Source organism: Pseudomonas sp. RIT-562, assembly GCF_026241895.1.
In the GTDB taxonomy this organism is placed as follows: domain Bacteria; phylum Pseudomonadota; class Gammaproteobacteria; order Pseudomonadales; family Pseudomonadaceae; genus Aquipseudomonas; species Aquipseudomonas mandelii_F.
In genome coordinates, this window is the sequence record NZ_JAPJIV010000014.1 from 99920 (window position 1) to 114506 (window position 14587).

A 14587-nucleotide genomic window follows, 5' to 3' on the forward strand; every position below is an offset into this window, starting at 1 on the left:
GGCCGTTCCAGGATCGGTCGCCTACCAAGGAGTTCATACATGCCTCTCGCCTTTTCCCGCTGGCTGCCTGGTCTGCTGCTAAGCGCTGCGTTGCCCGCCGTTGCCTACGCCGACGGACCGGAATACGGCCCGCAGTTGCAGGGCTTCGAGTACCCCTACACGGTCAAGCATTTCGCCTTTGAATCCCAGGGTGAATCCCTGCAGATGGGTTACATGGACGTCGCCGCCGAAGGCAAGGCCAACGGCCGCAGCGTGGTGCTGATGCACGGCAAGAACTTCTGCGGCGCGACCTGGGACTCCTCGATCAAGGCACTGAGCAAAGCCGGTTACCGGGTAATTGCCCCGGACCAGATCGGCTTCTGCACCTCCAGTAAACCGCAGCACTACCAGTACAGCTTCCAGCAGCTGGCCAACAATACCCAGCAACTGCTCAAGGCCCTGGGCATCCAGAAAGCCACGCTGCTGGGGCATTCCACCGGCGGCATGCTCGCCACCCGTTATGCGCTGCAATACCCCGAGCAGGTTGAGCAACTGGCCATGGTCAACCCCATTGGCCTGGAGGACTGGAAAGCCCTGGGCGTGCCTTATCGCAGCGTTGACCAGTGGTATGAGCGGGAACTGAAAGTGACCGCGCAAGGCATCCGCGACTATGAACGCAGTACTTACTATGACGGGCGTTGGAAGCCTGAATACGACCGTTGGGTCGACATGTATGCCGGCCTTGCCAAGGGCCCGGGCAAGACCCAGGTCGCGTGGAACTCGGCGCTGATCTACGACATGATCTTCACCCAGCCGGTGTATTACGAGTTCAAGGACCTTAAGGTGCCCACGCTGTTGCTGATCGGCACCTCCGACACTACGGCCATCGGCAAGGACATCGCCCCGCCCGAGGTCAAGGCGAAAATAGGCAATTACCAGGTGCTGGGCAAACAAGTGGCGAAACTGATTCCGCAGTCGACCCTGGTAGAGTTTCCCGGCATGGGCCACGCACCACAAATGGAAGAACCAGAAAAATTTCACCAGGCCCTGCTCGCCTGGTTGAGCAAGACCAACCCTGTCCCTTGATGAGGTAAGGCCAATGGCTGTGCAGATTGCGGTGCTCGATGACTGGCAGGACGTGGCGCGCCAGGTGGTGGACTGGACAGTCCTGGACGCCATTGGCCAGGTGAGTTTCCTGCACGATTTCCCGGCCGATAACGCCAGCATCGCCGAGCGTCTGCAGGCGTTCCAGCTCATCTGCGTGATGCGTGAACGCACCCGTTTCGACGAAGACCTGCTGCGCCGCCTGCCCAACCTGAAGCTGCTGGTGACCGGGGGCATGCGCAATGCCGCCCTGGACCTGAAGGCTGCGGCTGCCCTGGGTATCCAGGTCAGCGGCAGTGACAGCTACAAACACGCCGCGCCGGAGTTGACCTGGGCGCTGATCATGGCTGCCACGCGCAACCTGCTCGCCGAAGCCAACGCCCTGCGGGCCGGGCAGTGGCAACAAGGGCTGGGGGGCGACCTGCACGGCAAAACCCTGGGGATTCTCGGACTTGGCAGCATCGGGCAGAAGGTCGCTCAATTCGGCCAGGCATTCGGCATGCGGGTAATTGCCTGGAGTGAAAACCTCACCCCGGAGCGCGCGGCAGCAGTCGCAGTGACTCATGTCAGCAAACAGCAACTGTTCGAACAGGCCGACGTGCTGTCGGTGCACCTGGTGCTCAGCGATCGCAGCCACGGGCTGGTAGACGCCCAGGCACTGAGCTGGATGAAGCCGCACGCGCTGCTGGTGAACACTGCACGCGGGCCGATCGTGGATGAGTCAGCGCTGATCAAGGCGTTGCAAAAACGCCAACTGGGCGGCGCAGCGCTGGACGTCTTCGAACAGGAACCCTTGCCGGCCCACCATCCGTTCAGGACCCTCGACAACGTGCTGGCCACGCCCCATGTCGGGTACGTCAGCCAGCAGAACTATCAGCTGTTCTTTTCGCAGATGATCGAAGACATCCAGGCCTGGTCGGCGGGAGCGCCGATCCGCTTGCTGACTTGATCGGCACTCCCGGCTCACAGGGCGCCTCGCAAAGAAATGAACGATTGGCCGCCCGGCGATGTTCTAAAGCTATCTCCCCTGAGGATTAGCCCATGAAAACTCGAATCGCCTGGTGCTCTCCACTGCTGCTGGCCGTCGCGTTCTCCAGCTCCCTTGCCTTCGCCACCAATGATGAAGCAGCAGAGCCGGTCAAGCCCAATTGCCCTAAGGGCCAGGTCTGGGACAGCAAGCAGCAGAAATGCCTGATGCAGGACAGCAACCTGCAGCCGGATGCCGAGAGCGCCACTCACGGCTGAAGTTGCCAGCAGTTAATGAATCGTTAGCTCATGCTGGATTCGCCAACCACAACCGGAACCTCGCACCGCCCAGAGGCGAAGCTTCCACTGTCAACGTCCCGCCCTGGGCCTCGAGGGCGCGACGACTGATGGCCAGGCCCAGGCCGAAGCCTCCGGTCGCACGGTCGCGACTGCGATCCAGGCGGTAGAACGGCTCGAAAATCCGCTCACGTTCGTCATCAGGAATACCGATTCCGTCGTCGTCCACCCAGATTTCACAACCATGGGCCAGCACCTGCACGCTGACCTGGATGCGTTTCTCGCAGTAGCGCATGGCGTTGCGCAGCAGGTTCTGCAGTGCTCGTGCAGTCAGGCGCGGGTCGAGACTGAAGCGTTCGAGTTGGCCATGCAGCCACACGTCGATCACGATGTCCGGCGATTCCAGTTCTTCATCGACACTGCCCAGCACGCTGTCGATGAATTCATCCAGCGCGACCTCGACTTGCTCTGGCAGGCGCGCCGGATTTTGCAGGCGGCTGTAGGACAACAACTCCAGCACCAGCTCATCCAGCTCGCGAATGTGCGCGACCAGCCCCTGCAGGCGTTCGCGACTGGCTGCCGGCAAGTCATCGGAGAGCGCCAGCGCCAGGCCAAAATCCAGGCGCGTCAAAGGTGTACGCAATTCATGGGACACCGCGTTGAGCAGGTCCCGTTGCTGGTTGAGCAGGCTTTCGATATCACTGGCCATGGTGTCGAACACGTTCGCCAGGCTGCCGATATTCGAGCGCGGCGAAATTTGCGTGCGCTCGCTCAACTGACCCTTGCCAAAGCGCTCGGCGGTGCCCTTGAGCCGTTCCAGATCGCGCCAGTGCGCGCGTAACCACAGCAACAGACAGGCGAGCATGGTCGCGCCGATCAGCAGGTTGATACTCCAATACAACAGGTTGACGTCCAACGGGTCCGGCGGCACAACCATCTGCACCACCGTATGCTCGTTCAGGGGCGCCACCGCGAGGGTGCGCCAGCCCCAGTCGCCGATGCGCACGACCTTTTCGCCACGCTGCAGGCGCTGCCGTTCCGCCGGGGAAAAATCGCTATCGTCGATGGGCGCCAGCACGATATGCAGCGGGTCGAATTCCTTGTCCATTTGCTCGGCGAGACTAGGCCACTGTTCCTGCGGCACGCCATGGAACTGCTTGACGATCAGGCTTTGCAGGCCGCGGGAATAGTCGAGGTTGTAGCTGACAAAACGTTCGTGAAACAGCTTGATCACCAGGTCCGGCACCAGGTAAATCGCCGCGCTGTAGGAAACGATCGTGACCAGGTACAGGCGGAACAGGATTCTGAACATGGCCTCAGCATTCCCACTCGGATCGGCTGAACAGGTAACCCTTGCCCCACACCGTCTTGATCTTGCGTGCCTCGGCGGCGGTGTCGTCGAACTTGCGCCGCAGCTTGGAAATCGCCACGTCCACCGAACGGTCGGTGCCGTTGAATTCTATGCCGCGCAGACGTTGCAGGATCTGGTCCCGGCTCAACACTTCGCCAGCATGCCGGGCCAGCACCACCAGCAGGTTGTACTCGCCGCTGGACAGCTCCACCAGTTGCCCACGCCAGGTGACGGTGCGCTCGGACAAGTCGATGCACAGGTTGCCCATGAGGATTCGGTCGTTGGCTGTCTGCGGCTCGCCGAGGCTGCTGCGGCGCAACAAAGTGCGTACCCGGGCCAGCAGCACTCGGGGTTCGCAGGGCTTGGTGACGTAATCGTCGGCGCCCATTTCCAGGCCCAACACCTGATCGTGGCTGTCGTCGCGGGCGGTGAGCATCAGGATCGGCAAGGTCGCCGAGTCTGCGCGCAACAGGCGGCAGACTTGCAGGCCATCCAGCCCAGGCAGCATCAAGTCGAGAATGACCAGGTCGGGAGGATTGAGCCGCGCACGCTCGCGCACATGATCGCCGCGACCGATCACGCTGACGGAATAACCGTTGCGTTCCAAGTAGCTGGCGATCAGCTCGGCGAGTGCGGTGTCGTCTTCGACCAGAAGGATGTTGGGCATGGGGGTGTTTCCAGAAAGTGCTGTGGGTCCGTGAAACCGCCATCGCGAGCAGGCTCACTCCTACAGTGGATCTGTGGTGTACACAGGACTTGTGTCCACCGAGAACCCTGTAGCAGTGAGCCTGCTCGCGATAGCGATCCAACCGACACCAGGGAATCAAGGCATGCAGGATATACGCCCTCATCCACCCCTGAGTAAAACCCTTACACAATTTCACACTGCAAGTACAAAGCTTCACCGCTACCCTCGCCGCCTCCCCGTAGGATGCCGGGGGGTCACTATTGGGGTATTACATGTCGAAAAATCCGCTGTCCAGACTCAGTCTGATTGCACTCGCGCTGACGCTGGGCGCATGTGACAAGTCGTCGATTGCCGAAGAAGCGGCACCGCTGGCCACTGTGCGCATCGAGACTATCGAGGCGCGGCCACTGTCGATTACCAGCGAGCTGAGCGGGCGGATTGCCGCGCCGCGCATGGCTGAGGTCCGCGCCCGGGTGCCTGGCGTAGTGCTGCAGCGCACCTTCCGCGAAGGCAGCGACGTCAAGCAAGGCGACGTGCTGTTTCGCATTGACCCGGCCCCGTTCAAGGCCGACCTGGACAGCGCCGAGGCCGCACTGCGCAAGGCCGAGGCCAACGCGTTCCAAGCGCGCCTGCAGGAACAGCGCTACGCCCAGTTGGTGGAAGGCAACGCGATCAGCGGCCAGGATTATGACAATGCCCGGGCTGCCGTGCGGCAAACCGCTGCCGACGTCGCCGCGAACAAAGCCGCAGTCGAACGCGCCAGGCTCAACCTGGGGTATGCCACCGTTACCGCGCCGATTTCCGGGCGCATTGGTCGGGCCCTGGTGACCGAAGGCGCCTTGGTCGGGCAGAACGAAACCACGCCGCTGGCGCTGATCCAGCAGCTGAACCCGATCCACGCCGACCTGACTCAATCGACCCGAGAACTCAACGACCTGCGCCGCGCGTTCCGCTCCGGCCAGTTGCAGCGGGTGGGTCAGGGCCAGGCCAAGGCCACGCTGATCCAGGACGACGGCAGCCTCTACCCGCTGCCCGGCAAGCTGCTGTTCACCGACATCACGGTCGACCCCGGCACTGGGCAGATCACTCTGCGCAGCGAATTCCCCAACCCGGACCTCGATCTGCTGCCCGGCAGCTTTGTGCGGGTGCGCGTAGAACAGGCGATCGACCAACAGGGCATCAGCGTGCCGCAACGGGCCATCCAGCGTGACAGCGCAGGGGTTGCCCAGGTGTTGCTGCTCGATGCCGAGCAGCGCGTCGGCCAGCAGCCGGTCGACCTGGGCGCGGTGCAGAACGATCGCTGGATCGTCACCGGCGGCCTGAAACCGGGCGACCGCATCGTCATCGAAGGCCTGCAGCACGCCCGTCCCGGCGAGAAAGTGCAGATCGACGACACCCCTCTTCCACTTGCCCAGGTATCTGGCCAGTAAGCAGGACGCTTTTTTATGCCGCAGTTCTTTATCGATCGTCCGATTTTCGCCTGGGTGGTCGCCCTGTTCATCCTGCTGGCGGGCGCCCTGGCTATCCCGCAGTTGCCGGTAGCGCAGTACCCCGACGTCGCGCCACCGCAGGTCGAGATCTATGCCGTGTACCCCGGGGCATCGGCGCAGACCATCGACGAAAGTGTGGTCAGCCTGATCGAGGAAGAGCTCAACGGCGCCGACAACCTGCTGTATTTCGAATCCCAGAGCAGCCTCGGCAGTGCGACGATCAAAGCCACTTTCCAGCCGGGCACCAACCCGGAGCTGGCCCAGGTCGACGTGCAGAACCGTCTCAAAGTAGTGGAGTCGCGGCTGCCCCAGGCGGTCAACCAGCAGGGGCTGCAGGTGGAAAAAGTTTCCTCCGGCTTCCTGTTGCTGATCACCCTCACCTCCAGTGACGGCAAGCTCGACGAGACGGCGCTCAGCGACTACCTGGCGCGCAACGTGATGAACGAGATCAAGCGCCTGGACGGAGTCGGCAAAGCGCAACTGTACGGCGCCGAACGGGCCATGCGCATCTGGATCGACCCGCGCAAGCTGATCGGTTTCAACCTCACCCCGGCCGACGTCAATGCCGCCATTGTCGCGCAGAACGCCCAGGTCTCGGCCGGCAGCATCGGCGACCTGCCGACCCGCAGCACTCAGGAAATTACCGCAACCATCCTGGTGAAAGGCCAGCTGTCGACCCCGGAAGAATTTGCCGACATCGTGCTCAAGGCCAATCCCGATGGCTCCACCGTGCGCATCGCCGATGTCGCCCGGGTGGAAATCGGCAGCCAGGAATACCAGTTCGGCACCCGTCTGAACGGCAAGCCGTCGACCGCCGTCAGCGTGCAGCTGGCACCAAGCGCCAACGCCCTGAGCACCGCGACCCTGGTGCGGGCGAAGATGGATGAACTGGCGCGGTATTTCCCCGCCGGCGTCGAATACAAGATCCCCTACGACACCTCCCCGTTCGTCAAGGTCTCGATCACCAAGGTCGTGTACACCCTGATCGAGGCCATGGTGCTGGTGTTTGCGGTGATGTTCCTGTTCCTGCAGAACATCCGCTACACGCTGATTCCGACCCTGGTGGTGCCGGTCGCGCTGATGGGCACTTTTGCCACCATGCTGGCCCTGGGTTTCTCGATCAATGTGCTGACCATGTTCGGCATGGTGCTGGCCATCGGCATCCTGGTTGATGATGCCATCGTGGTGGTGGAGAACGTCGAGCGGATCATGGTCACCGAAGGCCTGTCACCCAAAGAGGCGACGCGCAAGGCGATGCAGCAGATCACCGGGGCAATCATCGGCATCACCCTGGTGCTGGTAGCGGTGTTCATCCCCATGGCGTTCATGCAGGGTTCGGTTGGAGTGATCTACCGACAGTTTTCCCTGTCGATGGCCACCTCGATCCTGTTCTCGGCGTTCCTCGCCCTGACCCTGACGCCGGCCCTGTGCGCGACGTTGCTCAAGCCAATTGCCAAGGGTGAGCACCATGAAAAACGTGGTTTCTTCGGTTGGTTCAACCGCCGTTTCGAGCAACTGACCGACCGTTATCAATCCTGGGTGGCCTACGCGCTGAAACGCACGGGGCGCTATTTGCTGATCTACGGCGTGTTGCTGATCGGCCTGGGGATTTGCTTCGTTCGGCTGCCCTCCTCGTTCCTGCCGGTTGAAGACCAGGGCTACACCATTACCGACGTGCAGCTACCGCCCGGCGCGAGCAAGAATCGCACGGTGGCGGTGGTCGAGCAGATCGAGGCGCATAACGCCAAGGAACCTGGAGTGGGTGACAGTACGGTGATCCTCGGCTTCAGTTTTTCCGGTAGCGGACAGAACGCGGCGCTGGCGTTCACCACCTTGAAGGACTGGTCCGAGCGTGGCAGCGACGACTCGGCAGGCTCGATTGCCGACCGTGCCAATGCCGCCCTGAGTCAGATCAAGGATGCCGTGGCGTTCTCGGTGCTGCCACCACCGGTGGACGGCCTGGGCACCTCCAGCGGGTTCGAATTCCGCCTGCAGGATCGCGGCGGCCTCGGCCATGCCACGCTAATGCAGGCGCGCACCGAGTTGCTGGAGGCGGCAGAGAAAAGCCCGATCCTGATGAACGTGCGTGAAAGCGCCCTGGCCGAAGCGCCGCAGGTGCAGTTGATCGTCGACCGCAAGCAGGCCAATGCCCTGGGCGTGTCGTTCGCTGAAATCGGCAACCTGTTGTCAACCGCCGTTGGCTCAAGCTACGTCAATGATTTCCCCAATCAGGGGCGCATGCAACGGGTGGTGGTGCAGGCCGAAGGTGATCAACGCAGCCAGGTCGCCGATTTGCTGAAAATGCACGTGCGCAACAACAACGGCAAAATGGTGCCGCTGTCAGCGTTCGTCGAGGCGAAATGGACTCAGGGCCCAGCCCAGTTGACCCGATATAACGGATACCCGGCGATCAGCATTTCCGGTGAGCCGCAACCGGGGCACAGTACTGGCGAAGCCATGGCGGAAATCGAGCGATTGGTCGCGCTGGGCCCGGCCGGATTGGGCCAGGAATGGACCGGGCTGTCGTTGCAGGAACGCCTGTCCGGCAGCCAGGCACCGATCCTGTTGGGATTGTCCCTGCTGATCGTGTTCCTGTGCCTCGCGGCATTGTACGAAAGCTGGTCGATTCCGACCTCGGTGCTGCTGGTGGTGCCGCTTGGCGTGCTGGGCGCGGTGCTCGCGGTGACGCTGCGCGGTATGCCCAATGACGTGTTCTTCAAGGTCGGGCTGATCACCATCATTGGCCTGTCGGCGAAGAACGCGATCCTGATCATCGAATTCGCCAAGAGCCTGTATGACGAAGGCCACGACCTGCTCGACGCCACCCTGCAAGCCGCCCGCTTGCGCCTGCGACCGATCGTCATGACTTCGCTGGCCTTCATCCTCGGCGTGGTGCCGTTGGCGATTGCCACCGGTGCCAGTTCGGCCAGCCAACAGGCAATCGGCACCGGGGTCATCGGCGGGATGATCACTGCGACGTTGGCGGTGTTGTTTGTGCCGGTGTTTTTTGTGGTGGTGATGAAGCTGGTGCGCAAGAAGCGCTAACCACACAAATCCCCCTACCAAAAGCACGATTGCCTGCGCTATGGTGCAACGACGTTCCGTCAAAGTGAGCCGCCGTGCCCTACCTCACCCACACCCACCCTCGCCTGTCCGCTGCGGCCACATTCGGTATCGCGGCGGGCATCCTGGCTCCTGTCGACTCGATCATCAGCAAAATCCTCATCGGCTGGAACATCGGGGTCTGGACCTATCTGCTCCTGATGTTCTGGCTCACCCTGCGCTCCAAGGCCACCGACGTGAAGCGCATAGCCGAGATCGAAGACGAAAACGCCGGCCTGGTGCTGTTCGTGGTGTGCATCGCAGCGATTGCCAGCCTGGCCACCATCGCCTTTGAACTGGCCGGCAGCAAAGACCTGGAGACCACCCGCAAGCTGCTGCACTACGGGTTCACGGCGTTCACTGTGATCGGTTCATGGCTGCTGATCGGGGTGATCTTCAGCGTGCACTACGCGCGACTCTTCTACACCTGGAACGGCAAGGAACCGGCGCTGCGCTTTGCCGAGGGTTTGACCACACCCAACTATTGGGACTTCCTGTATTTCTCGTTCACCATTGGCGTGGCGGTGCAGACGTCCGATGTCGGGGTGGCGACGCGGGGTCTGCGCAAGATAGTGCTGGCGCAGTCACTGATCGGTTTTCTGTTCAATACGGCGATTCTTGGCTTTTCGATCAACATCGCAGCGGGACTCTTCGGCTGACATCTACCGAAAGTTGGTCGATATGCTGTTTGGCGGGTCACCGATATCAATGGTTATTGCAGCTGGTTCTGAGGCATTACCGGAAAAATCCAGGGCACAGACCTCAAATGAATAGTTGCCGGGAAGCAAGTCGAAGGCCGAGTAAGACGTTAGCGATGTGCTATCGAAGTATTCGTGATCGTTGTAGATCACATACCCATGTATACCGATGTCGTCTGTCGAAGCCTCCCAGGCCAGCGTGACCGAATAAGGGCTCATTGCAGCAACGAGTAGATTTTCCGGCATGCTGGGCGCGATTATGTCCTTGGGTACATATATCAGCACAGTGGGTTCAGATAGCTGTCCGAACAAATCAAACGCTGACACGCTGATAGTATGCTCAACGTTAACCTGCAGATTTAGAGTAACGGGGAACATTATTGTATCGACACGGTGCTCATTGTTGACCACGACTCGATGCCCCACCCCGGCAACTACCCCTGGTGAAAACTCCAATTTCGCTGTAGTTGACGTCAGAGGCGTGATCTTCACGCCTGGCGAATCCGGCGCCGGCTGCGGTGCTTGGCCATTGGTCTTGAATACAGCGGCCTGGCTGTATTTGGAGACGTTTCCCTGCTTGTCGTGTGAACGCACCATTACCCAGTGATAGGCGCCACTCGTCAGTTGTGTAAACGTGAAGAAAGCGTTAGGTGCTGGGAACCTTATAAATCCATTGAGCAGAACGTGATAACCGGCGACGGCAATATCGTCACTCGATGGTTCCCATGCCAGTACTGCGCCCGTGTCTGTTATTCCACTCACTACCAGAGCTCCGGGTTGGCTCGGAGGCACGCCGTCAACAACAGTTTTTTCGAGCAGAACTGCTTCAGAAAAGTCACCGTCCAACTGAGCACGAACCGAAAATTTCAAGTGGTGTGGCACCGGGCCAGGCGAGACATCAGCTAGCTGGAAGTTGTACCCCCAGATTCCGGGAACAGTCTTGAAAGACTTGCCATTAATGGACACTTCATAAATTGGGCGGTGCCTGAAAACGGGGTCCCACAACAGTCTGCACAACCCGTTTTGGTATCTGAATCTAAGGTTGGTGGGCGGCCGCACTTTAGTTTTAAAGGTAGTAGCACTAGGCTCGGAATCACCGGCGGCATTAACTGCCCGTACCTCAACCAAATATTGAGTATAACTTTGCAGGTGCGCGAGTGTGACGCTCGGCTCCTTAGTCTTGGTTTTGAGAATGCCGTTCAGATAAACGTGGTATCGAAGATCTCTGTCTTGTTGAATTGACGGTGCCCATGTCAAAGTCACATTGGCATAGGTCAACGCGCTCACTTTTGGAACGGCCGGCCGGCCGGGCGGAGCCATTTTCAGCAGGCGATACACACCGGGGTCTGAAACGTTATTCCCGGCTGCAATTGCGGTGACATGGAACAAGTATTCGACACTTGGTGACAACCCCCTGATTTCACAGGGTGGTCGAGTCACGCTTTGCCTGGAGAATCTCTCTCCGAACACTTCATACCCAATGGCATCCGGACACAGGTTGCACAATGAGTAGGGCTCGTCCCACGTCAGAATCGCGGTAGTTGAGGAATTTCTCCTAACTCTTATATTACCCGGAGCGCAAATGCGAAATCCCTCATAGGATTCGGGGACGATGACTGTACCCGTTGGATCGTCACTGGTGCCCGGCACTAATCGGTTCATGGCGTGCGTCCTTGTAATATAGGATTCCCCCGATGCGATAGAGTGAAACGTTCCCCTGCGCGGTACAACTAGCAGAACAGTTAGTGGCGCAACCGAGACTTTGTGCTATTGCGACTCCGTTCAGGTCGACATTCTTCACGTCACGACCATCCCGACACTTGACGAGCAATGGGTTTCTGGTGTCTTCTGAAACCGGTTTCAGCACCATGCGCTGAACCTCATAAATCCAATAACAAGGTTTCAGACCGTGAACGACTTCTCCGCCGCCCAGCGCAGCCGCGTGACCATGCTCGACGTGGCCGCACACGCCAAGGTCTCCAAGGCCAGCGTTTCGCGGTTCATCGGCGACGACCGCGCCCTGCTCTCGGATGCCATTGCCCAGCGCATCGAGCAGGCAATTGCCGAGCTGGGCTACCGCCCTAATCAGATGGCCCGCGGCTTGAAACGCGGGCGCACGCGCCTGATCGGCATGCTGGTGGCCGACATCCGTAACCCTTATTCGATTGCCGTGATGCACGGGGTGGAAACCGCCTGCCGTCAGCACGGCTACAGCCTGGTGGTGTGCAACACCGACCGCGATGACGAGCAGGAACGCCAACACCTGGCACTGTTGCGCTCGTACAACATCGAAGGCCTGATCGTGAATACCCTCGGCCATCACCGTGACGAATTGCACGAACTGCACCGGGAAATGCCCTTGGTGCTGGTGGATCGCAAGGTCGAGCACCTCGAGAGTGACATGGTCGGGCTGGATAACCCGGCAGCCGTCGACATGGCTCTCGCCCATCTTGAACAACGCGGTTACCGCGACGTGATGCTGGTGACCGAGCCTTTTGACGGCACCAGTTCGCGGATCGAACGGGTCAGCAGCTTCAAGGCGCAGATCGAGCAGCGGCCCGCGCTTCGTGGGTCAATCACGGAAACCGGCAGCGAGCTGACGGCAACTCTGCGAACCTTCCTCGACTCATCCGGACCCGGTCCCAAGGCACTGTTTTGCGCGAACGGGATTGCAGCGTTGGCCAGTACACATTCATTGCGCGAGCTCGACTGCCAGTTGTTCGCGGATGTCGGGTTGATTGCCCTGGATGACCTGGATTGGTACCCGCTGGTGGGCAACGGCATCACCGCCCTCGCCCAACCGACCAGCGAGATTGGCGCCAGTGCGTTTGAGTGTTTGCTCAAGCGTTTACGCGGGGATGATGGTCCGGTGCGGACGCTGGATTTTTCGGCGCGGTTGATTGTGCGGGGGTCGACGCTTGGAGATTTTCGGTGATTTCAGCGGCCCCATCGCGAGCAGGCTCACTCCTACAGGAGAGAGCCTGGTCGCGATGAGGCCCGAAAGATCACTATTTTTTTGAACAAAAATGAAACCGGTTTCAGAGGTAAAAAACAATGAATAAACCAGCCGTTTCCATCAGCCTTTCCAGCTACGGTGCCGACCTCGTGCGCCAGCGTGGCCAAGGCAGCTTCATCGAAATACTGGCCGCCGCTGGCGCCACGCGCATTGAATGGCGCGAAGAATTGCTGACCGTTGAAGTCCCCGAGCAACTCGCCGACGCCGCACAAGCCGAGGGCCTTGAAAGCGTGTATTCCTCGCCAATGGAATTGTGGCTGGCCGGCCAGTCAAAACCCAATCGCGAATTGATCGAAGCGTTACAGCGCGCCCAGGCTTTTGGCGCCAAATGGCTGAAAGTTTCCTTGGGTTATTTCACCGACAACAGCGATCTGCAAACACTCGCCAGGGTGCTGACCGAGAGCAGCGTGCAACTGCTGGTGGAAAACGATCAGACCCTGCACGGCGGTCGCATCGAACCCTTCCAGCGCTTTTTCGATGAAGTGGAGCAGCATAACCTGCCGATCAAGATGACTTTCGACATCGGCAACTGGCACTGGCAGGACCAGTCGCCTGCCAGCGCGGCGCGGTTGCTCGGACGCCATGTGGGCTACGTGCACTGCAAAGCGGTGACCCGTCGCGCCGACGGCAAATTGGTCGCCATCCCACCCGTCGCCAGCGACTTGCAACAGTGGGAACAGCTGCTGCGGCACATGGCCCAGGGTGTCATGCGCGCGGCGGAATATCCGTTGCAAGGCGATGACCTGGTGCAGTTGACCCGCGAACACGTCGCCGCCCTCGCCCAACTGGGCCAATCGCAGCGGGAGCACGCGCATGTCTGAGATCGATATCCTGTCGTTCGGCGAAACCATGGCGATGTTCGTCGCCGAGCAAACCGGTGATCTGGCCAGCATCGGTCAATTCCACAAACGCATCGCCGGCGCTGACAGCAATGTCGCCATCGGCCTGTCGCGATTGGGCTTCAAGGTGGCTTGGCTAAGCCGGGTCGGTGCCGACTCACTGGGCCGGTTCGTGATCGACACGCTGGAAAAGGAAGGCCTGGACTGCCGGCATGTCGACATCGACTCCGCACATCCCACCGGTTTCCAGCTCAAGTCGCGCACCGAGGATGGCAGTGACCCCGCCGTCGAGTACTTTCGCCGCGGTTCGGCGGCCAGTCACCTGGCACCGCAGTCGATCGCTCCCGAACTGCTCAAGGCCCGGCACCTGCACGCCACCGGCATCCCACCGGCGCTGTCGGAAACAGCACGCCAGATGTCATTCGAATTGATGACCCGCATGCGCGAAGCCGGCCGCAGCGTGTCCTTCGACCCAAACCTGCGCCCGAGCCTATGGGCCAGCGAGCAACAGATGATCCGCGAAATCAACCGCCTCGCTGCCCTCGCCCACTGGGTGCTGCCGGGGTTGAGCGAAGGTCGCCTGTTGACCGGTTTCGAAGACCCGGCCGACATTGCCGCGTTCTACCTCGATCAGGGTGCCGAAGCGGTGGCGATCAAGCTGGGGCCGCATGGCGCTTATTACCGGACTCATCAGGATCAGGGTTTTGTGGCCGGCGTGCCGGTGCAAACAGTGGTCGATACGGTCGGTGCCGGTGATGGCTTTGCCGTCGGCATGATCAGTGCGTTGCTGGAGAACCACAGCTTTGCCGATGCCGTGCAGCGGGCCAACTGGGTTGGCAGCCGGGCGGTGCAGAGTCGTGGGGACATGGAGGGGTTGCCGACCCGAACCGAGATGGTCGCTGAATTCAGGATCCCCAATCGCGAGCAAGCTTTGCTCCCACAGGTTGCACAGCAGTAGAGCTGCATAAACCCGGTCCTGTGGGAGCAAGGCTTGCCCGCGACCATTGACTGAAGATTTTGATCCGATACCTGCTGCGACAAAAACAACAAGCTCAGG

At 60.5% G+C, this 14587-nt stretch carries 12 protein-coding genes; 9 read left to right on the plus strand and 3 right to left on the minus strand.

Features of this window, described 5'->3' with window-relative positions:
• Positions 1–39 precede the first annotated feature (39 nt).
• The 3 genes from ORL50_RS17775 to ORL50_RS17785 all read left to right on the plus strand — a co-directional run bounded on the left by ORL50_RS17775 (position 40) and on the right by ORL50_RS17785 (position 2328).
• On the plus strand, positions 40–1065 hold the full coding sequence (locus ORL50_RS17775; protein WP_266016871.1) for an alpha/beta fold hydrolase: 1026 nt from the start codon (positions 40–42) through the stop codon (positions 1063–1065).
• Positions 1066–1078: 13 nt separating this feature from the next.
• Complete coding sequence (locus ORL50_RS17780) at positions 1079–2032, plus strand: D-2-hydroxyacid dehydrogenase family protein (RefSeq protein ID WP_266016872.1); 954 nt, start codon at positions 1079–1081, stop codon at positions 2030–2032.
• A gap of 92 nt (positions 2033–2124) precedes the next feature.
• Positions 2125–2328 (plus strand): hypothetical protein, encoded by a 204-nt coding sequence (locus ORL50_RS17785; protein ID WP_266016874.1) that lies wholly within the window; start codon positions 2125–2127, stop codon positions 2326–2328.
• A gap of 28 nt (positions 2329–2356) precedes the next feature.
• Here ORL50_RS17785 and ORL50_RS17790 read toward each other — a convergent pair whose 3' ends face one another.
• Entirely contained in the window at positions 2357–3658 is a 1302-nt protein-coding gene (locus ORL50_RS17790) for an ATP-binding protein (protein ID WP_266016876.1), read from the minus strand.
• 4 nt (positions 3659–3662) lie between these two features.
• A complete protein-coding gene (locus ORL50_RS17795) occupies positions 3663–4364 on the minus strand; it encodes a response regulator (RefSeq protein ID WP_266016878.1) in 702 nt (233 codons plus the stop codon).
• Between the two features lie 293 nt (positions 4365–4657).
• Here ORL50_RS17795 and ORL50_RS17800 point away from each other — a divergent pair, with 293 nt between their 5' ends.
• The 3 genes from ORL50_RS17800 (at position 4658) to ORL50_RS17810 (ending at position 9636) form a co-directional block, all read left to right on the plus strand.
• Complete coding sequence (locus ORL50_RS17800) at positions 4658–5815, plus strand: efflux RND transporter periplasmic adaptor subunit (RefSeq protein ID WP_266016880.1); 1158 nt, start codon at positions 4658–4660, stop codon at positions 5813–5815.
• A 15-nt stretch (positions 5816–5830) separates the two neighbouring features.
• Entirely contained in the window at positions 5831–8920 is a 3090-nt protein-coding gene (locus tag ORL50_RS17805; protein WP_266016882.1) for an efflux RND transporter permease subunit, read from the plus strand.
• A 74-nt stretch (positions 8921–8994) separates the two neighbouring features.
• Positions 8995–9636, plus strand: a complete 642-nt coding sequence (locus ORL50_RS17810) for a DUF1345 domain-containing protein (RefSeq protein ID WP_266016883.1) — start codon at positions 8995–8997, stop codon at positions 9634–9636.
• 3 nt (positions 9637–9639) lie between these two features.
• Here the strand turns inward: ORL50_RS17810 and ORL50_RS17815 are convergent, their stop codons facing one another.
• Positions 9640–11337, minus strand: coding sequence for a fibronectin type III domain-containing protein (locus tag ORL50_RS17815; protein WP_266016885.1), 1698 nt, complete (start codon positions 11335–11337; stop codon positions 9640–9642).
• 247 nt (positions 11338–11584) lie between these two features.
• Here ORL50_RS17815 and ORL50_RS17820 point away from each other — a divergent pair, with 247 nt between their 5' ends.
• The 3 genes from ORL50_RS17820 (at position 11585) to ORL50_RS17830 (ending at position 14488) form a co-directional block, all read left to right on the plus strand.
• Entirely contained in the window at positions 11585–12610 is a 1026-nt protein-coding gene (locus ORL50_RS17820; protein WP_323055237.1) for a LacI family DNA-binding transcriptional regulator, read from the plus strand.
• 119 nt (positions 12611–12729) lie between these two features.
• Positions 12730–13512: a sugar phosphate isomerase/epimerase family protein gene (locus ORL50_RS17825; RefSeq protein WP_266016887.1), complete on the plus strand. Its 783-nt coding sequence runs from the start codon at positions 12730–12732 to the stop codon at positions 13510–13512.
• Positions 13505–14488 (plus strand): sugar kinase, encoded by a 984-nt coding sequence (locus ORL50_RS17830; protein WP_266016889.1) that lies wholly within the window; start codon positions 13505–13507, stop codon positions 14486–14488. The genes ORL50_RS17825 and ORL50_RS17830 overlap by 8 nt, the downstream gene beginning before the upstream one ends.
• Positions 14489–14587 lie beyond the last annotated feature (99 nt).